Below are 23,869 nucleotides of genomic sequence, written 5' to 3' on the forward strand. Positions count from 1 at the left end.
CTTATCTAACTGACGCCCTGCGGTCCAACTGTGGGAGCTGGCTTGCCTGCGATGACGGCCTGCCAGTCGACGCCTATCTACCTGACACCCCGCAGTCCAACTGTGGGAGCTGGCTTGCCTGCGATGACGCCCTGACAGCCGACGCTGTTATACCGTGTACATATCCATTCCTGCGGTCACGACCACTTAGGGTTCCGCTCTGACAGCGGGGCACTTTGGAAAAGAGCCGGAATGCCGGCCCAGCCCAAAGTAACCAAAGGGCTCTTGCCCCACCACTCGGCACCTCGCTTGGGCTCGGTGTGCCCGTAATCCGCCAGTGATTTGGGGGGGGGGCGCTTCAGATCAAGAGCAAGATCAAGAGCGACTCGCTTCGCATCGTGGTTACCGCTGGCTGCTACGGAGTTGTGTAATACCTATTGTTTGGTGGCGCCAACCCCCCATCTCCAAGCCTTTGAAAGAATTTTCCTACAGGTGTTGACCTTGCCACTACGGGAACCTTTAGGCTTTTTTCCGAGTACGCCCAACCACAAAAACAAGATTCAGGGGTTATCAATGGATACTGCTGCCCTGCAACAACGCTCGGATTCCGATCTCTTCACCAACGCCTCGCGGCTGATGGTGAATGCCTTGGAACCCAGCGCCAACTACGCCCAAGTCACCCGCGCGCTGGAAGCGCTGCTCGCACTGACCCGGCAAGGCCTGGCGGGAGACGCCCAAGCTTATGCGCACTATCAGTCAGCCCTGCTGCAACTGCACCTCCCCGGTGACCCGCGCACCGAGCCGACCCGGCGCTGGATGGCCAGCGAGGTCTACCGCGTCGAAGATGAGTTCGCCGCCGACGTGCCGGGCTTTAAAGCGTTGCCGGCGGACGAGTTCCGTCAACAGGTCGACGCTGAAATCGCCGCACGCAGCCGGGTCAACCACCCGATGTCGGTGCACCTGTTCCAAGGTACGCCGCCGGTGCAGGATGTGCGCTTTTTCCTGGAGCATCACTGGACCCGTTCCTACAACTTCTACAGCCTGCTGGCCGAGTTGGCCTTCCGTTTCGAAGCCATCGAAGACGCCTCGGTGTTTTACCGCAACTTGTACGGCGAAGCAGGCGCTGAGACACCGGAGCGTTCGCACCCGGCGATGCTCGCCCATCTGATGGAGTATTTCGATATTCCGCTGGCCATCGATTTCCCCGCGCTGCATCCGCTGGAAAAGGCCTACCTGAATAATCGCATTCGCTGTGTGCGCCACACCGATGTCGCCTGGGGCCTTGCGCTGCTCTATGCGGTGGAGTCTGTCAGCTGCGTCAACCATCGGCGCATCTACGAGTTGTTGCAGCGCCTGGATGTACCGGCGCAGCCCAGCGAATTCCACCGCTTGCATGGCACCCAGGATGAGATCGACACCGAAGAAATGTGGGCACTGATTGCCAAGTTCGCCAGCGAGGAAGGCTTTCAACGCACGTTCATGCGCGCACTCAAGCACCACTTCGAAATCAACAAGGCCTACTTCGACAGCCTGTGGCAGCAGATGCAGGCCCAACGCCTGTCTGCCTGAACGACCTGCGACCCAAAAACAAAAATAATGGAGCACATGATGAGCCCACGTAATTTTTCCCTGGCGCAATTGCAGAATATTCACACGGCCGAAGCCCGTCTGCTGGCGGAAGCCTTGAAACCGGACGCGACGTTCAATCGCATCGAAATTGCCGCCAATATGCTGCGCGCCCTGTGCGAGACCGGCCAACGTGGCGACGCCGCGAATGCAGCGCAGTGCCAGCAATTGCTGTACATCCTCTCGTTGAGCGACGACGTGGCCACCGCCTCGACCCGGCGCTGGCTGGCCAATGCCGTCTATAGCGTGCAAGAGCGTTTCATGCCGTCAGCCGACTTGGCATCGCCCTTGTCCGAGGCCGGCTTCCAGCAGCGCCTGGAAGAGCAGATTGCCGCGCAGTCGCGGGAAAACCATCCGATGTCGCAGTATGTGTTTGAAGGCAAAGCCTCTCACGAGCAACTGCAGGTGTTTTTGCGTCACCAATGGTTCCGTACTTATCGCCTTTACCGGGACGCCGCCGACCTGCTGGTCAACCTGACTGACGTGGACGAGGCGGCTGCCCTGGCGCGTTATCTCTACGGCGAGTTGGGCGAAGAGGATGAGCAGCGTTCCCACCCGAAGCTGTTGGCCAAGCTGCTCGCCGCCGTGGGCCTGAATGCCGATTTCGAGGCCCTCTCGACGATGCCCGAGGAAATCGCCTACCTCAACAACCGCGCACGCTGTTTCCGCAACCCCGATGTCGGCTGGGGCCTGGCGGTGTTCTACATCACCGAACTGGTGGTGCCCGGTAACCACGGCAAGCTGTACAACGCCCTGCGCAACGCGGGCTTGAGCCAGGATGACGCGGAGTACTACGAAGTGCACATCAGCCTGGTGCCGCCGCGGGCCAAGCGTGAATGGGCACTGATCTCACGGCGTATTCCGGACCTGGGGTTCCAGAATGCGTTCCTGACGTCTCTGGCCGAGCACTTCCGGCTGGAGCGGGCTTATTACGATGCAGTCTGGGAAGAAGTACAACGCGTGAAGTAGCCCTCCCTGGACAACCCGAGTAACCCGACATGCCAAGTCATATCACTGAATCCCGTATCCACGGGGGCGCTTACTCGTCCCCGGAATTTGCTGCAATCTTCTCTGATGCCAATCAGGTGCAGAAGTGGCTCGATGTTGAAACAGCGCTGGCGGCGACCCAGGCGCAGATGGGCCTCATCCCCCACGAGGCCGCCCGGGAGATTGCCCGGGTAGCCAGCGTGGAACTGCTGGACCTCGATGCGTTGGGGCGCGAGGGCCTGGAAACCGGGCACATCCTGGTGCCGGCCCTGCGCGCCTTGCAGGGGTTATGCGCCGATGGGCTGGGCGAATACGTGCATTACGGCGTGACCACCCAGGACATCCTCGACACCGGCCTCATCCTGCAAATCCGCGATGCCTGGGGCCTGGTAGTGCAGCGTTTGCGCGGGATCCGCGGGCATCTGCTCACGCTCGCCCTGCGCCATAAGCACACGGCGATGGTCGCCAGAACCCATGGCCAACACGCATTGCCCACCACGTTCGGCTACAAGGTGGCGGTGTGGGTCGATGAGATTGATCGACACCTTGAACGCTTTGACGAAGCCTACGCCCGGGTGATGGTCGGCAACCTGACCGGCGCCGTGGGCACCCTGGCCGGGCTTGGCCCGCAGGGTTTGGACGTGCAGCGCCGCACCCTGGAAAGCCTCGGCCTGGCGGCGCCGTTGAGCAGTTGGCACAGCGCCCGCGACCGCATCCTGGAAGCGGCGTGGCTGCTGGTGCAGGCGTCGGCGACGTTGGGGCGTGTCGCCAATGAGATCTACCACCTGCAGCGCACCGAGATCGACGAAGTGCGCGAGGGGCGGCGAGCCGGGCAAGTGGGGAGTAGCACCATGCCCCACAAGCAAAACCCGTCGACGGTGGACTTGATCAGCGCGCTGTCACGGCTGGTACGTGCGCAGATGGTTGCGCTGACCGATGCGGCTTTCCAGATGCACGAGCGTGACGGCACCACCTGGCGCATCGAATGGGCGGCCTTACCCGAGCTGTTCATTTACGCCGGTGCGTTGCTCGCTCGTATGGAAGGCTTGCTGCTGGCGGGGTTGGAGGTGCGTGAAGCGCGCATGCGCAGCAACCTGGACTTGTTGGGCGGGCTGATCCTGTCGGAGCGCGTGATGCTTGCGCTGGCGCCTCGGTGTGGCAAGCAGACGGCCCATCACCTGGTGCACGACATCGCCCTGCAGGCCCAAGACGCGGGCGTTTGCTTTCGCGACGCGCTGCTTGGCGACCCTCGGCTGCGCGGTTGTTTCAGCCCACAAATGCTCGATGACTTGCTTGACCCGACGGCCTACACAGGGCTGGCGGCCGAAATGGTCGATCTGGTGGCAACTAAAGCACGACCTCGCGCTTCAGGCGATGGCGCTGAAGCACTGATGGCAACCCAAGGCAATACCAATCAGTCCCTGTACGCTACGGAGGGTATGTGATGGATGCGCAAACTTTGGAAACGACAGCTCGTGCGTCTTGCACCGCACGTTCGGACCACCCAGGTTTTGATCATGACGGCGAGCAATGCCGCCACGAACACAGCCACATCCTCGATTCGAAAACCCACGGTTCGGGTTATGCCGGCCCGCAGAGCCGCAAGATTTTTTGCAGTCATTGTCGCCTGCAACGCTGGCTGGACGTGGAAGCCGCGCTGGCCATGGCGCAGGCCGATGTCAACATCATCCCGCGCGAGGCGGCCCTGGAGATCGAAAAGGCCGCGTTGCTATCGGGCATCAATGTGCGCCAACTGGCCGAGGGTGTGGTTGCCACTGGGCATTCGCTGATGCCATTGCTGAGCGCCCTGCAAAAAAATTGCAGCCCCAGTGCCCGTGAATACGTGCATTACGGCGCTACCACCCAAGACATACAGGACACCGCCCAGTCCCTGGAGATGCGCGATGTGCTTGATGCGATGGACCAGGCCCTGGAGACTTTGCTGGGTAAGTTGTCGACCCTGGCCGATGCGCACCGTGACTCGCTGATGGTCGCCAGGACCCACTCGATTCCCGCCTTGCCGACCACCTTCGGGCTGAAGGTCGCTGGCTGGATCGATGAGCTGTTGCGCCACCAGCAGCGCTTGGCCGAAGCCCGCCAGCGTGTACTGGTGGTGCAACTGTTCGGCGGGGTCGGCACCATGGCGGCGTTCGGCCCGGACGCCATGCCGATGCTGGAGCGTTTTGCCCAGCGCTTGTCGCTGCAAGTGCCCCTGACGGGCTGGCATGTGTCCCGTGACCGCGTTGCGGAGTTCGTCAGCACCCTGGCCATGGTTACCGCCTCGTTGGCCCGCGTAGCCGATGAAATCCGTACGCTCAATCGCTGGGAAATCGCTGAAGTGGAAGTGGGCTGGAGCGACCAGCAGATCGGCAGCAGCACCATGCCGCACAAACGCAACCCCGAAGGCTGCGAGCAGGTGGTGGTGTTGGCGCGGCTGGCCAAGGCCCAGGTCATGCTCGCGCTGGACGCGATGATTCTTGAGCATGAGCGCGATTACCGCGGTACGCGGCTGGAGTGGTGCGCGGTCGCGGACGTTTCCCACTATGCATTGATGGCGCTCTCGATTCTGACCGAGACCATCGACGGGCTCACCGTGAATGTGCAGAAGATGGAAGGCACCGCCCAGGCGTATGGCGATGCCATCTGCACCGAAGCGGTGGTGTTCGAAATGGCGCGCAAGCTGGGCAAGAGCAGCGCCTACCAGATCATCTTCGAAGTATCCCAGGCCAGCCAGCGCAATCACGTGTCGATCCGCGAGGCAATCGAGGCCGATGCGCGGGTGCTTGCTGTCATGAGTGACGGCGCCCTGGCACGGCTGTTCGAGCCCAGGACCCACCTGGGCATGTCCGAGCGCATCGTTGACAACGTGCTGGCCAAACTCGCCGGCCATTGATCCCTTAACAGACTTGCAAATTCATCAAGGAGCGACAGATGTCCAACGTTATGGAAGTTGATAAAGCCAAGGTCCAACAGTTCTCGGCGCGGATCATGGAGGATTACGGCAACACGCTGCGCGGTGCCATGCTCTACATCGGCGACCAACTCGGCTTGTTCAAGGCATTGGCCGACGGCCAGGCGGTGACCCTGGAAGAGTTGGCGCACAAGACTGGCTACAACGCGCGTTACTTGCGCGAATGGCTGGGCAGCATGGCCACCGGCAATTATTTGACCTACGACGCGCAAACCCGCCGCTACCAGATGCCGGCTGAATTTGTGCCGGTGCTGGCCGATGAAGACTCGCCGTATTTCGCCGGCGGCATCATTCAGCTGAGCGTGCCGTTCGTGAGCATGGCGCCCAAGGTCATCGAAGCCTTCCGCCATGGTGGTGGCTGCGCTGAAGAGGCGTTCCCGCTGGAAACCTGGAAAGGCATGGAGCGCATGACCATGCCCTGGTACAAGCATTACTTGGTCCAGCACTGGATTCCATCCTTGGATGGCGTCGAAGAGAAGCTCAAGACCGGCGGCAGTGTCCTGGATTTTGGCTGCGGTGCGGGCCTGGCGGCGATCACCATGGCCAAGGCCTATCCTGAGGCGCGCATTGTCGGCTGCGATTTCCACCTGCCTTCCATCGAGTTGGCGCGGGCCAACGCCGAGGCGGCCGGCGTGGGTGACCGGGTGCAATTCGAGGTGAACGACTCCGATGCGTTGCGCGGCCAGCAATTCGACTTCGTGACCACCTTTGTGGTGATCCACGATGCTACCGACCCCCAGCAGATGCTCAAGGATTTGCGCGCTGCCACGGCCGAGGACGGCACCTACCTGATGGTGGAGCTCAACCTGTCCGAGGAACTGCACGAGAACATGAACCTGTTCGGGCGCGTCATGTACCCGCAGAGCACCCTCTATTGCATGACCTGTTCGCTGTCCCACGGTGGGGCAGGGCTGGGGGCGTTCATGGGCGAGAAGCGTGCCCGCCAGATGGCTGAGGCAGCCGGGTTCAGCCGCTTTCGTAAAGTGCCTTCGCAGTGGCCACCGATGCCGGCGCTGTTCGAACTCAAGCCTTGATAGGAAGCATCCGCGAGTCGCTTTGCGCAGTAAGGCAATTTAATGGCCCCTTTGTAACAAAATCCTCGCCAAAATCACTTTTATTTTCAGGTGGTTAGGTGAGGATGCAAATGCGCTCTGTGGGAATGATGCTGATTGCCTGCTCCCTGGCCGGCGGCGCGACTGTCGCGCAGGCCAGGGAATTGCGCGAGGGTGACAAGTACATGTGCAGTTGGGGCGCAGGCACGGCCGCCAGGGCCCAGGAGCTAAAGTTATCCGGCGTTTCGCTATACGCGGCCCGGCAGAAGATCCAGACCCTCAAGTTCAGCAAATCGTGGATGCGCATGATGGCCATGGGCATCACCGAGCAGACCTATGACAGCCGCTCACGGCTCAAGCCCGAGGCGATTCGTCAGAGCTTTTATCAGGATTGCCTGCGCTACAAGGTGGCGCGCAAGTAATTCGTAGCCCCGCACCAGCCGTAGGGCCTTTACAAATCCACGACAAACCCCGTGTGAGTATTTGCATACAATTGCGCACTTCTTCATGGAGGCCGGTATGCAAGTACTGATTCGAACGGCAACACCTGATGACGTCGACACGCTGTGCGCGATTCGCACCTCGGTGGTGCAAAACCACCTGAGCCTTGAACAGATGGCTGGCCTGGGGATTACCCCGCAGGTATTGAGCGACACGTTGCGCGCAGCACCTTGTGGCTGGATCGCGGAAGTGGACGGCCAGGCGGCGGGGTTTTCCATGGTCGACCTGGATGAAGGTGAAGTGTTCGCGATGTTCGTGCTGCCATCCCACGAGAAGCTTGGCCTGGGCCGTCAACTGATGGCGGTGGCCGAGGCGGCCCTGTTTGAGCGCCACGACACGGCGTACCTGGTGACTGATGGGCGTGATGAGATCCGGGCCAATGGGTTCTATCAGCGCCTGGGCTGGTCTGTCGTGGGCCCGGTCGATGGAGATGATGTGCGTTATGAAAAGAGCAGGGCGCCATAAGGCCATGAATGCCCCAGCGCCTTCATCGTCCAACAGCTTGCGCTACTTCGCGGCGGGCGTGCTGGTTGTCGCCGTGTTACTGGGGTTCTATTTTGTTCAGCTCAACGCAAAGGTCGACCGCCAACGTGAAGAAGCCGCTGAACGTTTGGCGCTGTGTCGTCACCTGGAGGCTGTGGTGGGCGCCACCGCTTCGAGTCGTGAGGCCCTTCAAGAAACGTGCAAGCAATTAAGTGAACAATTACTTAAAAGTACGGCACCGGATTAATAACCCTTTTTTATACGTGGGTTTATAACCGTTACTTGCACCAAAAAGTAGCATGACTGCCGCCTTCCACCTTAAAAAACATGTGGTTATTGAATGACTTACGACGCTTTCAATCCGACGAAAGGATTAAAATAATCTTGTTACATGTTTTTACAATCGCTACTATAGCCGGGCGTTCACCTCCCACGGTTTATGCATTTTTAAATCCCAAGTTTCCATCAGCTACTTGGGATTTTTTTTGCCCGCGATTTAATCTCGGCCTGTCGTTCATGGCCGGTTACGCCCGACAAAGTGAGGGCTGGTTAACACTGTTGCATTAAATGTCCGGTGGCCGGCAAAACCTTATCTATGCTGCTTGCATCACCTCAATCGGGTAGAACCCAGGGACGGGGGGCTGATCATGATTTCCATCACCGAATTCAACCGCATCATGGCCTCAGGCTTCCTGCCGCTTGCGTGTGAGTGCTGCCTCAATAGCGACGGCTCGCTGCGCATCAGCGTGTTCGAGCCTGCGTCCGGTCGTGTCGACTTGCTGCTGACCCGCGTATCGCCCGAGGGCCTGGACAGCATCCGTGCCATCGCCAACCTGATTGGTGAGTTGCGTGCCGAGATAAAGGCCGGGCGCCGCGGGTTCGCGGCGGTGGGTTAGCGGCTGTCCAGGGCGTCAGAGGCGCCGCAGGAAGGATTTGACGATGTGGCGGGTGGCGTCTGTGGTGTCCAGCTCGTCCAGGGCGCTGTAGGCATACCACTGGCAATCGACAATCTCATTGCACGGCCGTGCCTCGTCGATATTGACCACCGAGGCCTCAAACACATGGTGGACGGTGTCGCGGGCCTTGAGCTCTTGCAGGTACAGCAAGCCGTCCACGTTTAACCCGGTTTCTTCTTCCAGTTCGCGTTCCGCCGCGCCGACAGGGCGCTCGTGCGCTTCGACTTTCCCGCCGGGCAATGCCCATTTTGATCTGGCCTTGCGCACGAAGAGGATATGCCCCTCATGTTCGCAAATGACGGTTGCCCTAATTTTCATCGAATGTGCCCCCGCGCCGAATGAGTGTCATAAAAGTGTAATGCAATTGTCATGCTAAGTGGTTATGGCGCGCCAGGGCCGGTATGTGGATACTGCCCGATTGACGAATACGACCGAGGACATTAGATGAAGACCATACGCTGGGGCATGATCGGCTGTGGCAGTGTCACTGAATTGAAGAGTGGACCGGCTTTCTATAAAGCGCCAGGTTCGGCCTTGGTCGCCGTGATGGGGCGGCGTGCCGAGGCGGTGCGCGATTACGCGGCGCGCCATGGTATTGCCCGTTGTTATACCGATGCCCAGGCCTTGATCGACGACCCCGAGGTGGATGCGGTCTACATCGCCACGCCACCCGACAGCCATCTTGAATACGCCTTGAGGGTGGCGGCGGCGGGCAAGCATTGCTGCGTCGAAAAGCCGATGTCGCTGAATGCTGAACAGAGCGCGTTGATGCAGCGCACATTCGAGCGCGCCGGGCTGCATCTGTTTGTCTCCTACTACCGGCGTTCATTGCCACGCTTTCAGCAAGTGCGCACCTGGCTGCAGGAAGGCCGTATCGGTGAGTTGCGTCACCTGACCTGGACCTTGTGCAAACCCGCTGCCGTTACAGACACCGACGCCAGCAATTGGCGCACCGACCCGGCCATTGCCGGTGGCGGCTACTTTGCCGACCTGGCCAGCCATGGGTTCGACCTGTTCCAGTACCTGGCCGGGGACATCGTCGAGGTCTCAGGCTTTTCCGCACGACAGGCAGGACGCTACGCGGCAGAAGACGCAGTGACGGCCTGCTGGACATTTGCCAGCGGTGCATTGGGCATGGGCTGCTGGAATTTTGTGGCGGACCGCCGCGAAGACCGGGTCGAACTGATCGGCAGTCGCGGCCGTATTCAATTTTCGGTGTTCGACGACCAGCCGCTGCGTCTTGAAGGCGAGACCACCGAGGTGTTAGAGGTGCCGTGTCACACCCATATTCAATGGCACCATGTCCTGAACATGAACGCGCATATTCGTGGCGAGGCCGAGCATCCGTCGCTGGCCATCGAAGCGCTGAAGACCGATATCATCCTGGACAAGGTGTTACACCGTTATTCCCAGCATCCCTAGTCGTGGCAATAGCGTAAGGCTTCACTCTTTTAAAGGAATACCGGGATGAAATACTGGATGGTGGTGTGGCTGCTGATCGCCACCGCGACAACGGCGGCGCCACGCAGCCAAGGGCAGTCGGGCGAGTTTGATTTCTATGTGCTGTCGTTATCGTGGTCACCCACGTTTTGCCTGACGCACCCAGGCAACGAGCAATGCTCGGGTAAGGGCTACGGCTTTGTGCTGCACGGTTTGTGGCCGCAATACGCGCGGGGAGGGTGGCCGGCGTCCTGCACGCCGCAGACGCGCTTGAGCGAGGCAGAAATGGACAAGGGCGCTGCGCTGTTTCCCACCCGCGCGCTGCTCAAGCATGAGTGGGCCACGCATGGCACCTGCAGTGGGCTCGAACCGTTGGAATATCTGGAGAAGACCGATGTAGCGCTCGGTGCGGTCGCCATCCCGCAGCAGTTGCAACCGTTTAATACGCCGCCGTCATTGCCGGCCAGTGAGATCGAGGCGCTGTTTCGCGCGAGCAACCCGCGTATGGGTAACCACGGGATGGCGGTGATCTGCAAGGGAAAGGTGTTGTCGGAGGTACGGGTGTGCCTGACCAAGGACCTGGCCTTTGCCGGTTGCCCGCGCAGTGTGAAAAGCCAATGCCGTGGGGGCGGTATTCGTATTCCCGCGCAGCGTTGAGCCGTGCAATCGCCTAGAACTCGCCGGAATACTTCACCGCAGCTGCAGCGCGCGAGGGGACATTCAGGCTGCGCAACAATGACGACACATGGATACGTACGGTAAACGGCGAGATATTCAGGGCCTTGGCAATTTCCTTGTTGGTCTTGCCCTGGGCAATCAGGCGCAGCACTTCCTGCTGGCGGGTGGTGAGGGTGTGGGTGTCGAGGGGCAGCAGGCCTGAAGGGGCAAATTTGACCAGCACTTCGCCTTCGCGGATCGCCAGCAGGGCCTGGCCGATCTCGTCCGGGGCGATGTTCTTGCCGATAAAGCCGTCGGCGCCCAAGGCCATGACCTGTTCGATCAGCGCGGGGTCATCGACCATCGACACCAGGACCAAGGTGGTGCGTTTCAGTTGCTGGCGCAGTTCGGCCAGTTGGCTGATGCAGGTCAGGCCGGGAAAGCGCAAATCGAGGATCAAGGTATCGACCTCGCCCGCTTCGCACAGCAACGCATTCACCGTGGCCAGGTCGCCGGCCTCCTGCACCACCGCGCCCGGCAGCAGGCGCTGCACGGTGCGCGTCATGCCTTCGCGAAACATGGGGTGGTCGTCGGCGATGATGATTCGGCCGGTCATGGCGAGCTCCTTCCTGGGGCAAGGTTGTGTCGAGGCATGCTAATTTATTTACCGCCGATGTAGGAGCGAGCTTGCTCGTGAAGCACGCACAGGCACCGCGTACTCCCAGGTCAAACGCGTTATCGTTGACGTTTTTCGCGAGCAAGCTCGCTCCTTCAGATGATAGGTCAAGGATAGGACGATGAGCCCCGAGACTAACTCCGAACTCGATCAGGCTAACCTGCGCATCGTGGTGGCCAGCATCGCTATCGTTTACATCGGCGTGCTGGGCTTTTTGCCTGGGCAGTCGCTGGACACTTATCTGCCGGTGATCCTGTATATCTTGCTGTTCCTGCTGGCGTCCATCGTGCTTCGCCAAGTGATCGCACGCTGGCCCGGGCATTATCCGGCGCGGCGGATCTTTGGCATGATCCACGACTACACGGGCACTTCGTTCGGCCTGGTGGTAGGCGGTGAGGCGGCATTGCCGCTGTATGCGGTGATGGTCTGGGTGAACCTGGGCAACGGCATGCGCTACGGTTCGCGCTACCTGGCAATTGCGACGGGGCTGGCGTTGCTGGCGCTGTTGATCGTGTACCAACTCACGCCGCTGTGGCAGGCACAACCATTCATGGTGCTGATGCTGATGATCACCAGCACGGTGATCCCGGTGTATGCCCATATCCTGTTGGAGCGCACGCGCAAGGCCTCCGAGCAGGCGATCGCCGCCAACCTGGAAAAATCCCGTTTTCTCGCCCAGGCCAGCCATGACCTGCGCCAGCCGATCCACTCCATTGGCCTGTTTACCGCCTGCCTGCGCGAAGCCCGTTTGGGCGAGGACGAACAGCGCTTGGTGGACAATATCGACCGCTCGCTGCTTAACGTCTCGCAATTGTTCCGCTCGATTCTCGACCTCTACACCCTCGACAACGGGCGCCTGTTGCCCAAATACCAAGTGATCCACCTGGGCGACTTCCTTGCCGACCTCGTGCGCCAGAACGCCGAGGCTGCTCGCTGGGCGGGCGTGGAGCTGCGCCTGCGCCCCTGTGCCCACTGGGTGCTGGTTGATCCGGCCATGCTGGCGACCATGGTGCAGAACCTGCTCTCCAATTGCTTCAAGTACGGGGCGCAACGACCGGTGCTGATTGGCGTGCGCATGCGTGATGACGGCGTGGTGGTGCAGGTGCACGACCAGGGGCGGGGGATTGCCAAGGAGCATCTGTCAAAGGTCTTCGAAGAGTTTTATCGCGTGCGCCAACTGCGTGACAAGGACGTCGAAGGTGTGGGCCTTGGGCTGTCCATCGTCAAGCGCCTGGGGCAATTGATGGGGTTGCAGGTGAGCCTGCGTTCGCGGGTCGGCCATGGCACCTCAGTAAGCCTGCATGGCCTAGCCTTGGCCACCGCGCCGCGTCAACCGGCCTTGCGCGACGATGCACGCCAAGCCGGGCTGCTCACCGGCCTTAAGGTGTGCCTGGTGGAAGATGACTACAACGTGCTGCTCGCCACCCAGGCCCTGCTGGAGCGCTGGGGGTGCCAAGTGCAGGCCGAGTCCACGGGGCAGGGTTTGGTCAGTGACTGCGACATCATCGTTGCCGACTATGACCTGGGCAACCACGCCACCGGCATCGAATGCATCGACCAGTTACGCCAGCAACGCGGCTGGGCGGTGCCAGCGCTGATCCTTACCGGGCACGACGTGGAGAAAATCCAGGCCGCGTTGCATGATCGTCAGATCGCTATTTTGTCCAAACCGGTACGCCCTGCGGAACTGCGCGGCACTCTGCGAGCGCTCAGCCAGGAAAATATTACTGCATGAACGGCGTCAACCCATTGCCTTTGGCGCCCTTGGGCATGCAGTAGGCCGCGGGCTTCATCAGGCCGAAGCTGGCAATCGCGAACGCGCCGCCACTGGCACCACTGGGTACGGAGCAGTTGTACTCGCCGGAGGCTGTGTTAGCGACGTAGTAGGTGGTCATGGAGTCGCTGCGCACATTGGAGATACGTTTTACCGGCTCGCCCAGATTGGTTTTCGACAGCTTCTTGAGATGATCTTCGGTGGGCTTGATATTGCTGCAACCGGCGACGCCGATGATCAAGGCGCCCAGCAGGGCAAAGCGAGTGACAGGGGAGTAGAGTTTCATGGTGCTTCTTCCTTGGGGTTGTTTTGGTTTTTCCAACGCGCAACGAACCCGCGCGCACGGAATGCGCGGTGTGGGTGAGAACGTTGGAAGTGCCGCGGAATATAGCGCTGCCGTAAGGTAGGGTCGATTAGCACAAATGGGCTAATGGCAGTTTGAGGTCACGGAAGGAGCTTGCGATGCTGAAGATAAAACGTGCCACGCCGGACGACGCCGAGCGTGCGTTTGAGATTCGTCACGAGGCCATTCGCGGCCAATGCATTGGCGCCTATAGCGCTGAACAAATGGCGCTCTGGACCCGAGGTCGCGCCAGTGATGGCTACGGCGCGCTGATGGAAAAACAGTTCTACATGGGATGGTTCAATGGCAAACCAGTCGTCACTGGCATGCTGGATCTTGCCAGCCATGAAATCGGAGCCTTGTTTGTATTGCCCCTATTCAGCGGGCGAGGGTTTGGCAAAGTGATGCTTGCTCACTTGGAGCGTATGGCGCAGCAGCGGGCGATTGAACAGGTTGTGCTGGATGCGACACTGAACGCGGTGAGTTTTTATAGAGCGTGCGGGTATGTGGGCGATGAGCAGGCGGTGTACCGCTCGCCGTCCGGGTTGGTGCTGGCGTGTGTACCGATGGTGAAGCGGTTGCGGGTTATGAGTCCCGTTTGAATGCAGCGCGCAATTGCTCGATCACAGGCTCTATCCCTAGCCCTTGAATCGGCGGCGGGGTGAGGCTCTCGCCAAACTCGCGCCATACGAACAGGGTCAGTTCAGCGCCATCGGTCATGGGTTCGAGGGGGGGCGTCCCGAAAGCGTTCAGCGAGCGATAGCGTTCGTCCCGCCAGAACGCTTGCTCTACCCAGTCATAGACGGGAATGCAATGAAAATGCAGCGGTAAGCCCGGCACATGGCCGTAACGGCTGATATACAGCCATTTTGGCTGGAGCTGGGTTTGCATCACCCGCTGGATATTGGCGAGCAGGCCGCCCAGTTCGGCCAGTGCGGCTTCAGGCATGTCGGGGAGGGCGTCAATCGGCGCCCTGGCGCCCAGCATCAAGTAACCGGGCAGCTTCGAGGTCAGGTGGTGGTTGAGCTGCCAGTGCTCGGTCTGGTGAAGGATAAAGGCTGGGTTGATTTGCATGCGCACGGGTCCCTGTGGGTTGGAGTGGCAGGATACCAAGGGTGAGGCGGTGTCATCCCCTCCAAGTGGCCACGCGCTGTACCTGTGGCGAAGCGCTTGCTCCCGTGACGCCCCACGGTCCAAATGTGGGAGCTGGCTTGCCTGCGAAAGCGGTGGTTCAGTTAAAGATGCAGTGGCTGACACGCCGCCTTCGCGGGCAAGCCCGCTCCCACTGGGGACCGGTGCCAGGCGTAGATCCTTTGGGCGATGCATGACCAATGTGGAAGCCAGCTCCCATAGTTTGATCGTGGGGGCATCCATCAGATCAGCGTTCGTTTCTGAAGCGCCCAGGGGCATTTTGTTCAATACGCTCATCGCCCGGCGCGTTACCGTGATCTCAACATCGTTGGCATCACACAAGGAACTGTAATGAGCTTGATCCTCTCCATGGCCGCTTTTGCCCTGGCCACGTCCATCACGCCCGGCCCCGTCAATGTGGTTGCTTTAAGTGCCGGCGCGCGTTTCGGTTTTGTCGCCAGCCAGAAACATGTGTTGGGCGCCGCCGTAGGTTTCACCTTGTTGTTGATACTGATCGGCCTGGGGCTGCATGAAGTGCTGGTGCGCTGGCCGATACTGATCCAATTGATCCGCTGGGGCGGAGTCGCGTTCCTGTTGTACATGGCGTGGAAACTCGCCGTGGACGATGGTCGGCTGGACGCTGACGGTACCGACACCGCGCCGTCGATGCTGTATGGCGCGATCATGCAGTGGCTCAACCCGAAAGCCTGGCTGGCGTGTGTGGCAGGCATGGGGTTGTTTGTGGCTGATGGCGATGCGGCGCAGGTGTGGTTGTTTGCCGCGCTTTACCTGGTGATCTGCTACCTGTCGGTGGCGTGCTGGGTGTATGCGGGGACGTTTTTACGCCGCTACTTGAACAACCCCAAAGGTGTACGGCTGTTCAACCGCTCAATGGCCGCGTTGCTGGTGGCCAGTGTGGGTTATTTGCTGATGGCTTGAGGTTCTCGCGGTATTGCCCCGGCGTGGCCGCGAAGTGTTGTTTGAAGGTGCGCTGGAAGTGCGCCTGGTCGGCAAAGCCCGCGGCCAGGGCGACGTCGGCAATCAGTGCGCCATTGCGCAGTTGGCTGCGGGCAAACTGGATGCGTCGGTTGACCATGAAGGCGTGGGGCGTCAAGCCGTAATACTGCTTGAACGCGCGGATCAGGTAAGACGGCGACAGATCGGCCGCCTGGCAGATGTCTTCGAGTTTCAAGGCCTGAGTGCAGTAAGCGCGGATGTAGTCGGCGGCGCGTTCGAGTTTGTGGTTGACCTCGCGTACCGGTGCCAACGAAGGGTTCAGACGCTGTTGCACCTCGGTGAAGTAACTCACCAGCGTGCTCTGTTTTTGCAGCAGTTCGGCCTGTTCATCCACTAGCGTGCGGTACAGGTCGAGCAAGCCGTGGTACAGCGTGGTGTCGCGGGTATGGGGCGTGTCGAATGGCCGGTAGCCCTGGTCGGTACTGAACCCCAGCTGGTATTGCAGGTCGGTCAGCCAGGGCGTGTCCAGGTACAGCATGTGGTAGGACCAGGGCTGGTCATGGATGGGGTTGCACGCATGCACATCGCCTGGGTTCATCAGCACCACGGTGCCGGCGCTGATTTCGAAGGTGCGCGCGCCATAGTGGTAATAGCTGCAGCCGGTGGTGATCGCACCGATGGAAAAATGCTCATGGGCGTGCCGGGTGTAGGTGACCTTGCGCCCGTCGGCGATGGTGCGCGCTTCGATGAACGGCAGGCGTTCGTCGCGCCAGAAGCGCGGCGTGTCTGCGGGACGGGCGATTGGGCTGAGCGACATGGCGTTATTTCTCCTGCATTTGCACCCGCGTGCCGTCAGGCCGGCACCAAAAAAGCCGCCTTGAGCAACTGCCGGGTATAGGCATGTTGCGGGTCAGCAAAAATAGCCTGGGCATCGCCTTGTTCCACCACCTGGCCTTGCTTGACCACCATCAACTGGTGACTCAGCGCCTTCACCACTGCCAGGTCATGGCTGATAAACAGGTAGGTCAGGTTGTACTTGGCCTGCAAACCGCGCAGCAACTCTACCACCTGGCGCTGTACCGTGCGGTCCAGGGCCGAGGTGGGTTCGTCCAGCAGGATCAGGCGCGGCTTGAGCACCAGCGCTCGGGCGATAGCGATGCGTTGGCGCTGGCCGCCGGAAAATTCATGGGGGTAGCGATGCCGGGATTCGGGGTCCAGGCCCACTTCCTTGAGCGCCGCGATAATCGCCGCTTCCTGTTCGGCGGGCGTGCCCATCTTGTGGATACGCAGGCCTTCGCCAACGATCTCGCTGACGCACATGCGCGGGCTCAGGCTGCCGAACGGGTCCTGGAACACCACCTGCATTTCCCGGCGCAACGGGCGCACCTGCTGTTGGCTGAGGCGGTCCAGTTGCTGGCCTTCGAAGCGAATCCCGCCCTGGCTGCCGATCAGGCGCAAAATTGCCAGGCCCAAGGTGGACTTGCCCGAGCCACTTTCGCCAACGATGCCCAGGGTTTGGCCCTGGGGCAGGCTGAAGTTGATGCCGTCCACAGCCTTGACGTAATCGACGGTATTGCGCAAAAAGCCTTTCTTGATCGGAAACCAGACTTTCAGGTCGTCCACTTCCAGCAGCGGAGGGCCGACATCATTGTTGGCTGGCCCACCACTGGGCTCCGCCGCGAGCAATTCCTGGGTGTAGGGATGCTGGGGCGACTGGAACAGTGTCTCGCAATCGGCCTGTTCAACGATGCAACCTTGCTGCATCACACACACACGATGGGCGATGCGCCGTACCAGGTTGAGGTCGTGGCTGATCAGCAGCAGGGCCATGCCCAGCCGCGCCTGCAGCTCCTTGAGCAATTCCAGGATCTTCAACTGCACGGTGACATCCAGCGCCGTGGTCGGCTCGTCGGCAATCAACAACTCCGGCTCGTTGGCCAGGGCCATGGCGATCATCACCCGCTGGCGCTGGCCGCCGGACAGCTCATGGGGCAGGGCCTTGAGGCGTTTGTGCGGTTCGGGGATACCCACCAGCTCCAGCAATTCCAACGTGCGCTGGGTGGCGACCGTGCCGGTCAGGCCCTTGTGCAGGCCGAGCACCTCGTTGATCTGTTTTTCGATGGAGTGCAGCGGGTTCAACGAGGTCATCGGCTCCTGGAAGATCATCGCAATCCGATTGCCGCGTATATGCCGCAGGGTCTTCTCTTTAAGCGTCAGCAGGTCTTGCCCTGAATACTCGATAGTGCCCGACGGATGCCTGGCCAACGGGTAGGGCAGCAGGCGCAGGATCGAATGGGCGGTGACCGATTTGCCCGAACCGCTTTCACCCACCAGCGCCAGGGTTTCGCCGCGCTTAATGTCGAAGCTGACGTGGTTGACCACCCGGTGGTGGTGCTCGCCGGTGACGAATTCGACACTGAGGTCGCGGATTTCGATCAGATTGTCCGGATTCATCTCATTTCCTCGGGTCGAACGCATCGCGAGCGGACTCGCCGATAAACACCAGCAGGCTCAACATGATCGCCAGCACCGCAAAGGCACTCATGCCCAGCCACGGCGCTTGCAGGTTGGACTTGCCCTGGGCCACCAGCTCACCCAGCGACGGCGAACCTGCCGGCAGCCCGAAGCCGAGAAAGTCCAGGGCGGTGAGGGTGCCAATGGCGCCGGTGAGGATGAAGGGCAGGAAGGTCATGGTCGAGACCATCGCATTGGGCAGGATGTGACGAAACATGATCGCGCCGTTCTGCATGCCCAGCGCCCGCGCCGCGCGCACGTACTCCAGGTTGCGCCCGCGCAGGAACTCGGCGCGCACCACATCCACCAGGCTCATCCAGGAAAACAGCAGCATGATCCCCAGCAGCCACCAGAAGTTGGGTTGCACGAAGCTGGCCAGGATGATCAGCAGGTAGAGCACCGGCAAGCCGGACCAGATCTCCAGGAAACGTTGCCCGGCCAGGTCGACCCAGCCGCCATAAAAGCCCTGCAAGGCGCCGGCAATCACGCCGATGATCGAGCTGAGTATGGTCAGGGTCAGGGCGAAGAGCACCGATACACGAAAGCCGTAGATCACCCGCGCGAGCACATCGCGCCCCTGGTCATCGGTGCCCAGCAGGTTGACCGAGGACGGCGGCGCCGGGACCGGGACTTTCAGGTCGTAATTGATGCTCTGGTAGCTGAACGGAATCGGCGCCCACAAGGTCCAGGCGTCCTTGGCCTTGAGCAGTTCCTGGATATACGGGCTCTTGTAGTTGGCTTCCAGCGGGAATTCACCGCCGAAGGTAGTCTCCGGGTAGCGCTTGAGCGCCGGGAAGTACCAGCCGCCGTCGAAGTGCACCGCCAGGGGCTTGTCGTTGGCGATCAACTCGGCGCCCAGGCTCAGCACGAACAGCACCAGAAACAGCCACAGCGACCACCAGCCACGCTTGTTGGCCTTGAACCGCTCGAACCGGCGGCGATTGAGGGGGGACAGGTTCATCTCAATGCTCCCGGCTGGCAAAGTCGATTCGCGGATCGACCAGGGTGTAGGTGAGGTCGCCGATCAGTTTCACGATCAGCCCCAGCAGGGTGAAGATAAACAGCGTGCCGAACACCACTGGGTAGTCACGGTTGATCGCCGCTTCAAAGCTCATCAGGCCCAGGCCGTCGAGGGAGAAGATCACCTCCACCAACAACGAGCCGGTAAAGAAGATGCCAATGAAGGCCGAAGGGAAACCGGCGATCACCAGCAGCATGGCGTTGCGGAACACGTGGCCATACAGCACGCGGCGGTTGGTCAGGCCCTTGGCCTTGGCGGTGACCACGTACTGCTTGTTGATCTCGTCGAGAAAGCTGTTCTTGGTCAGCAGGGTCATGGTCGCGAAGTTGCCGATCACCAGGGCGGTGACGGGCAGCGCCAGGTGCCAGAAGTAATCGAGGATCTTGCTGCCCCAGCTCAACTCCTCGAAGTTGTTGGAGGTGAGCCCGCGCAAGGGGAACCAGTCGAAATAACTGCCACCGGCAAACACCACGATCAGCAGAATCGCAAACAGGAACGCCGGTATCGCGTAGCCGACGATGATCGCCGAGCTGGTCCACACATCGAAATGGCTGCCGTGGCGCGTGGCCTTGGCGATCCCCAGGGGGATGGACACCAGGTACATGATCAGGGTGCTCCACAACCCGAGGGAAATGGACACCGGCATCTTTTCCTTGATCAGGTCGATGACCTTGGCGTCCCGGAAAAAGCTGTCACCGAAGTCCAGCTGGGCGTAGTTCTTGACCATGATCCACAAGCGTTCCGGCGCCGATTTGTCGAAGCCGTACATCTTTTCGATTTCCTTGATCAGCGCCGGGTCCAGGCCCTGGGCGCCACGGTAGCTGGAACCGGCCACCGCAACTTCGGCCCCGCCGCCAGCAATGCTGCTGGTGGCGCCGTCGAAGCCTTCGAGTTTGGCGATCATTTGCTCCACCGGGCCGCCGGGAGCGGCCTGGATGATGACAAAGTTGATCAGCAAGATCCCGAACAGCGTGGGGATGATCAGCAACAGGCGGCGAACAATATAGGCCAGCATTCAATCGCCTCCGCTCGCCGCATCGGCGTTCTGCGTGGTGTCGAGGGATACCGCCGGTTTGACGTCGGGTTTAGCCCACCAAGTGGCGGTGCCGACGTCGTAGCGTGGCGAGACCTTGGGGTGGCCCAGGTGGTCCCAGTACGCCACGCGGAAGGTCTTGATGTGCCAGTTGGGAATCACGTAGTAGCCGAACTGCAGCACGCGATCCAGCGCCCTGGCGTGGGCGATCAGGCTTTGCCGCGAACCGGCGTCGATCAACTCTTCCACCAACTGGTCGACGGCGGGGTCCTTGAGGCCCATGTAGTTGCGGCTGCCGGGCTTGTCGGCGCTGGAGGATTTCCAGAACTCGCGCTGCTCGTTACCCGGCGAGGTGGATTGCGGGAAGCTACCCACCAGCATGTCGAAGTCGCGGGAGCGCAGGCGGTTGACGAACTGCGAGACGTCCACCCGACGAATCACCAGGTCGATGCCCAGGTCCGCCAGGTTGCGCTTGAACGGCAGCAGGATGCGCTCGAACTCGGTCTGGGCCAGCAGGAACTCGATGGTCACCGGTTTGCCGGTATTGTCGACCATTTTGTCGTCAACGATCTTCCAGCCCGCTTCTTGCAGCAGTTGGTAGGCCTCGCGCTGTTGGGTGCGAATCATGCCGCTGCCGTCGGTGTGGGACGGTTCGAATGCCTGGGTGAAGACTTCGCCAGGGATCTTGTCGCGCAGCGGCTCGAGAATCGCCAGCTCGTCCGGACCGGGTAGGCCGGTGGCGGCCATTTCCGAGTTTTCGAAATAGCTGCGGGTACGGGTGTAGGCACCGTTGAACAGCTGTTTGTTGCTCCATTCGAAATCCAGCAACAGGCTGATGGCCTTGCGCACCCGCACGTCCTGGAACATCGGCTTGCGCATGTTGAACACGAAGCCCTGCATGCCGGTGGGGTTGCCGTTGGGGATTTCTTCCTTGATCAAACGGCCTTCTTTCACCGCTGGAATATTGTAGGCATTGGCCCAGTTCTTGGCGCTGAACTCCAACCAGTAGTCGAACTGCCCGGCCTTCAAGGCTTCCAGGGAGACGGTGCTGTCGCGGTAGTAATCGGTGATGCGGGTATCGAAGTTGTAGAAGCCCTTATTGACCGGCAGGTCCTTGGCCCAATAATCCTTGACCCGCTCGTAGCGAATCATACGGCCTGGCTTGACCTCCGCCACTTGGTAAGGCCCGCTGCCCAAGGGGACTTCCAGATTGCCCTTGGAAAAATCCCGGGTCGCCCACCAGTGTTTAGGCAGCACTGGCAACTGCCCCAGGATCAGCGGCAATTCGCGGTTGTTGGTGCGCTTGAACTTGAACAGCACGCGCAACGGGTCTTCAGCCACGACTTCATCGACGTCGGCGTAGTAGTTGCGGTACAGCGGGTTGCCTTCCTTGATCAGGGTCTGGAAGGTGAACACCACGTCTTCAGCGCGGATCGGGTGGCCATCATGGAAGCGCGCTTCGGGGCGCAGGTAGAAGCGCACCCAGCTGTTGTCCGGGGCTTTTTCGATTTTGCCAGCCACCAGGCCGTATTCGGTGATGGGTTCGTCCAGGCTTTGCATGGCCAAGGTGTCGTAGATCAGCGGCAGGTTGTCTGCCGGCACGCCCTTGCTGATATAGGGGTTGAGGCTGTCGAAGCCGCCCATGGCTGATTCGCGGAAGGTCCCGCCCTTGGGTGCGTCGGGGTTTACGTAGTCAAAATGCTTGAAGTCGGCGGGGTACTTGGGGGGCTCGTTGTAGAGGGTCAGCGCATGTTGCGGCGCGGCGTGCGCCGCGGTGCACAGCAACAGGCTGGCGAGCAGGGTAGTACGCAAGGACATCATTGGGCTTTCTCCGAAGCTTTCAGCCACCACGCGCTCAGGCCCAGGCTGTAGGGCGGCGTGGTGACGAAGGCGAACCGGTTGCGGTACGCCAGGCGATGATAGTTGAGGTACCAGTTGGGAATGCTGTAGTGCTGCCACAGCAGCACCCGGTCCAGGGCGCGGCCGGCAGCCAGTTGTTCGTCGCGGGTCTGCGCCGCCAGCAGTTGGTCCAGCAGGTGGTCGACCACCGGGTTGGCGATACCGGCGTAATTCTTGCTGCCCTTGATTGCGGCCTGGCTGGAGTGGAAGTACTGCCACTGCTCAAGACCGGGGCTCAAGGTCTGGTTGAGAGTCATCAGAATCATGTCGAAATCGAATTGATCGAGGCGCTGTTTGTACTGTGCGCGGTCAACGGTGCGCAAGCGGGCGTCGATGCCGATGCGGGTCAGATTTTCGACATAAGGTTGCAGGATGCGCTCAAGGTTCGGGTTGACCAACAGGATTTCCAGGCGCAGCGGTTGCCCGCCCTTGTCCAGCAGGCGCTGCCCCGACAGTTTCCAGCCGGCCTCGCTGAGCAGGGCCAGGGCCTGGCGCAGGGTTTCGCGGGGAATGCCACGGCCATCGGTGTGCGGCAGGCTGAACGGTTGGGTAAACAGCGCGGCCGGCAGTTGGTCGCGGTAGGGCGAGAGCATCAACCACTCATGGCCCACGGGCAGACCGGTGGCCGAGAATTCACTGTTGGGGTAATAGCTCACCGAACGCTTGTAGGCGCTGCTGAACAGCGTGCGGTTGGTCCATTCAAAATCGAACATCAACCCCAGGGCTTCACGCACCTTGGCCTGGCTGAACGCCGGTCGCCGGGTATTCATGAACAGGCCCTGGCTCTGGGTGGGGATCTGATGGGCGATCTGCGCCTTGATCACATCGCCGCGGTTGACCGCCGGGAAGTTGTAACCGGTGGCCCAGTTCTTGGCCTGATGCTCGATATAAATATCGAATTCACCGGCCTTGAAGGCTTCAAAGGCCACATCGCTGTCGCGATAGAATTCCACTTCAACCTTGTCGTAGTTATAGAAACCCTGGTTGACCGGCAGGTCTTTGCCCCAGTAATCCTTGACCCGTTCAAACACCAGTTGCCGCCCAGGCGCAACCTTGGTGATGCGATAAGGCCCACTGCCCAGGGGCGGCTCGAAGGTGGTGGCCTTGAAATCACGGTTTTTCCAATAGTGCTGGGGCAGCACCGGCAACTCGCCCAGGCGCAGGATCAGCAAGGGGTTGCCGGCGCGCTTGAACACAAAGCGGATACGGTGAGGGTTGAGGATATCGACCCGTGCCACTTCTTGCAGATTGGTGCGGTACTGCGGGTGGCCTTCGGTCAGTAGGGTGCGATAGGAGAACGCCACGTCATCGGCGGTGATCGGCTTGCCGTCGTGAAAGCGTGCTTCGGGGCGCAGGTTGAACACCACCCAACTGCGGTCCTCGCTGTATTCCACCGACTGGGCAATCAGGCCATAACTGGAGGTGGGTTCATCGCCCGACGGCGCGTATTGCCCGGTGCCCACCATCAAGGGTTCATTGAGCTCGTTGACGCCGTACTGCAGGAAGTTGGCGGTGGAAACCGGGCTTGAACCCTTGAAGGTGTAGGGGTTGAGCGTATCGAAGGTGCCAAATGCCATCACCCGCAGCGTCCCGCCTTTGGGCGCTGCAGGGTTTACCCAATCGTAATGGGTGAATTTGGCCGGGTACTTGAGTGTGCCGAACTGCGCATAACCGTGGCTCTCGGTGATCGTCGCGTTCGCCGCAAAGCTCAAGGCCAGGCTTATTAGTAGAAGGAGGGGACGCTTCAAGTCAGAGATCCGATCCAGGCGGCTTGGGCTTTATGATCGGTACAGTAACAGCTTGTTCCGGTTGGAAAAAGGCTGTCGGGAAGGCCATGTTGCGCACTGCGAGCTATTGGACGGTGTGAAG

24 protein-coding genes are annotated in these 23,869 nt (G+C 60.6%); 14 read left to right on the forward strand and 10 right to left on the reverse strand.

Annotated features, from left to right (window positions below):
* The first annotated feature begins 552 nt into the window (after positions 1 to 552).
* The 9 genes from GH769_RS08615 to GH769_RS08655 all read left to right on the forward strand — a co-directional run bounded on the left by GH769_RS08615 (position 553) and on the right by GH769_RS08655 (position 8,495).
* Positions 553 to 1,548, forward strand: coding sequence for an HOASN domain-containing protein (locus GH769_RS08615; RefSeq protein WP_032903844.1), 996 nt, complete (start codon positions 553 to 555; stop codon positions 1,546 to 1,548).
* A 39-nt stretch (positions 1,549 to 1,587) separates the two neighbouring features.
* Positions 1,588 to 2,574, forward strand: a complete 987-nt coding sequence (locus GH769_RS08620; RefSeq protein ID WP_032903843.1) for an HOASN domain-containing protein — start codon at positions 1,588 to 1,590, stop codon at positions 2,572 to 2,574.
* Between the two features lie 29 nt (positions 2,575 to 2,603).
* A complete protein-coding gene (gene purB / locus GH769_RS08625) occupies positions 2,604 to 4,037 on the forward strand; it encodes an adenylosuccinate lyase (protein WP_032903842.1) in 1,434 nt (477 codons plus the stop codon).
* Positions 4,037 to 5,485: an adenylosuccinate lyase family protein gene (locus GH769_RS08630; RefSeq protein WP_014718236.1), complete on the forward strand. Its 1,449-nt coding sequence runs from the start codon at positions 4,037 to 4,039 to the stop codon at positions 5,483 to 5,485. The genes purB and GH769_RS08630 overlap by 1 nt, the downstream gene beginning before the upstream one ends.
* A 38-nt stretch (positions 5,486 to 5,523) precedes the next feature.
* Positions 5,524 to 6,597 (forward strand): class I SAM-dependent methyltransferase, encoded by a 1,074-nt coding sequence (locus GH769_RS08635; RefSeq protein WP_032903841.1) that lies wholly within the window; start codon positions 5,524 to 5,526, stop codon positions 6,595 to 6,597.
* A 110-nt stretch (positions 6,598 to 6,707) separates the two neighbouring features.
* Entirely contained in the window at positions 6,708 to 7,037 is a 330-nt protein-coding gene (locus GH769_RS08640; RefSeq protein ID WP_003191756.1) for a hypothetical protein, read from the forward strand.
* A gap of 97 nt (positions 7,038 to 7,134) precedes the next feature.
* Complete coding sequence (locus GH769_RS08645; RefSeq protein WP_014718240.1) at positions 7,135 to 7,581, forward strand: GNAT family N-acetyltransferase; 447 nt, start codon at positions 7,135 to 7,137, stop codon at positions 7,579 to 7,581.
* 4 nt (positions 7,582 to 7,585) lie between these two features.
* On the forward strand, positions 7,586 to 7,846 hold the full coding sequence (locus tag GH769_RS08650; protein WP_019820299.1) for a hypothetical protein: 261 nt from the start codon (positions 7,586 to 7,588) through the stop codon (positions 7,844 to 7,846).
* Between the two features lie 400 nt (positions 7,847 to 8,246).
* On the forward strand, positions 8,247 to 8,495 hold the full coding sequence (locus GH769_RS08655; protein WP_014718242.1) for a DUF1652 domain-containing protein: 249 nt from the start codon (positions 8,247 to 8,249) through the stop codon (positions 8,493 to 8,495).
* A 15-nt stretch (positions 8,496 to 8,510) separates the two neighbouring features.
* Here the strand turns inward: GH769_RS08655 and GH769_RS08660 are convergent, their stop codons facing one another.
* A complete protein-coding gene (locus GH769_RS08660; protein ID WP_014718243.1) occupies positions 8,511 to 8,873 on the reverse strand; it encodes an NUDIX hydrolase in 363 nt (120 codons plus the stop codon).
* Positions 8,874 to 8,999: 126 nt separating this feature from the next.
* On the opposite strand from GH769_RS08660, the gene GH769_RS08665 reads away from it, so the two are divergent.
* On the forward strand, positions 9,000 to 9,977 hold the full coding sequence (locus tag GH769_RS08665; RefSeq protein ID WP_014718244.1) for a Gfo/Idh/MocA family protein: 978 nt from the start codon (positions 9,000 to 9,002) through the stop codon (positions 9,975 to 9,977).
* Positions 9,978 to 10,022: 45 nt separating this feature from the next.
* Positions 10,023 to 10,652, forward strand: coding sequence for a ribonuclease T2 (locus tag GH769_RS08670; RefSeq protein ID WP_020301571.1), 630 nt, complete (start codon positions 10,023 to 10,025; stop codon positions 10,650 to 10,652).
* A 13-nt stretch (positions 10,653 to 10,665) separates the two neighbouring features.
* Here GH769_RS08670 and GH769_RS08675 read toward each other — a convergent pair whose 3' ends face one another.
* The gene (locus tag GH769_RS08675; RefSeq protein ID WP_014718246.1) at positions 10,666 to 11,268 is read right to left on the reverse strand and encodes a response regulator transcription factor; all 603 of its coding nucleotides are present in this window, start codon (positions 11,266 to 11,268) and stop codon (positions 10,666 to 10,668) included.
* Between the two features lie 181 nt (positions 11,269 to 11,449).
* Here GH769_RS08675 and GH769_RS08680 point away from each other — a divergent pair, with 181 nt between their 5' ends.
* Complete coding sequence (locus GH769_RS08680; RefSeq protein ID WP_032903839.1) at positions 11,450 to 13,063, forward strand: hybrid sensor histidine kinase/response regulator; 1,614 nt, start codon at positions 11,450 to 11,452, stop codon at positions 13,061 to 13,063.
* Here GH769_RS08680 and GH769_RS08685 read toward each other — a convergent pair.
* Positions 13,053 to 13,388, reverse strand: a complete 336-nt coding sequence (locus GH769_RS08685; RefSeq protein WP_153649615.1) for a hypothetical protein — start codon at positions 13,386 to 13,388, stop codon at positions 13,053 to 13,055. The genes GH769_RS08680 and GH769_RS08685 overlap by 11 nt on opposite strands.
* 176 nt (positions 13,389 to 13,564) lie before the next feature.
* Here GH769_RS08685 and GH769_RS08690 point away from each other — a divergent pair, with 176 nt between their 5' ends.
* Positions 13,565 to 14,047: a GNAT family N-acetyltransferase gene (locus tag GH769_RS08690; protein WP_032903838.1), complete on the forward strand. Its 483-nt coding sequence runs from the start codon at positions 13,565 to 13,567 to the stop codon at positions 14,045 to 14,047.
* Here the strand turns inward: GH769_RS08690 and GH769_RS08695 are convergent.
* Complete coding sequence (locus tag GH769_RS08695) at positions 14,031 to 14,519, reverse strand: hydrolase (RefSeq protein WP_032903837.1); 489 nt, start codon at positions 14,517 to 14,519, stop codon at positions 14,031 to 14,033. The two genes, GH769_RS08690 and GH769_RS08695, sit on opposite strands and share 17 nt — an antisense overlap.
* Positions 14,520 to 14,927: 408 nt before the next feature.
* On the opposite strand from GH769_RS08695, the gene GH769_RS08700 reads away from it, so the two are divergent.
* The gene (locus tag GH769_RS08700) at positions 14,928 to 15,515 is read left to right on the forward strand and encodes a LysE family translocator (protein WP_019820289.1); all 588 of its coding nucleotides are present in this window, start codon (positions 14,928 to 14,930) and stop codon (positions 15,513 to 15,515) included.
* On the opposite strand, the gene GH769_RS08705 is transcribed toward GH769_RS08700, so the two are convergent.
* From GH769_RS08705 to GH769_RS08730, 6 genes are read right to left on the reverse strand one after another with little or no spacing between them, the layout of a single operon-like run.
* Entirely contained in the window at positions 15,457 to 16,350 is an 894-nt protein-coding gene (locus GH769_RS08705) for an AraC family transcriptional regulator (protein WP_032903836.1), read from the reverse strand. The two genes, GH769_RS08700 and GH769_RS08705, sit on opposite strands and share 59 nt — an antisense overlap.
* Positions 16,351 to 16,385: 35 nt before the next feature.
* Positions 16,386 to 17,987, reverse strand: coding sequence for an ABC transporter ATP-binding protein (locus GH769_RS08710; RefSeq protein WP_020301569.1), 1,602 nt, complete (start codon positions 17,985 to 17,987; stop codon positions 16,386 to 16,388).
* Between the two features lies 1 nt (position 17,988).
* On the reverse strand, positions 17,989 to 19,008 hold the full coding sequence (locus tag GH769_RS08715; RefSeq protein ID WP_153649616.1) for an ABC transporter permease: 1,020 nt from the start codon (positions 19,006 to 19,008) through the stop codon (positions 17,989 to 17,991).
* Between the two features lies 1 nt (position 19,009).
* Entirely contained in the window at positions 19,010 to 20,083 is a 1,074-nt protein-coding gene (locus GH769_RS08720; protein WP_153649617.1) for a microcin C ABC transporter permease YejB, read from the reverse strand.
* Positions 20,084 to 21,922 (reverse strand): extracellular solute-binding protein, encoded by a 1,839-nt coding sequence (locus GH769_RS08725; protein ID WP_014718254.1) that lies wholly within the window; start codon positions 21,920 to 21,922, stop codon positions 20,084 to 20,086. It abuts the gene before it with no gap.
* Entirely contained in the window at positions 21,919 to 23,748 is a 1,830-nt protein-coding gene (locus GH769_RS08730) for an extracellular solute-binding protein (RefSeq protein ID WP_014718255.1), read from the reverse strand. Before GH769_RS08730 ends, GH769_RS08725 begins: the two co-directional genes overlap by 4 nt.
* Between the last annotated feature and the right edge of the window lie 121 nt (positions 23,749 to 23,869).

Source organism: Pseudomonas sp. CFSAN084952 (assembly GCF_009648855.1).
Taxonomy (GTDB): domain Bacteria; phylum Pseudomonadota; class Gammaproteobacteria; order Pseudomonadales; family Pseudomonadaceae; genus Aquipseudomonas; species Aquipseudomonas paracarnis.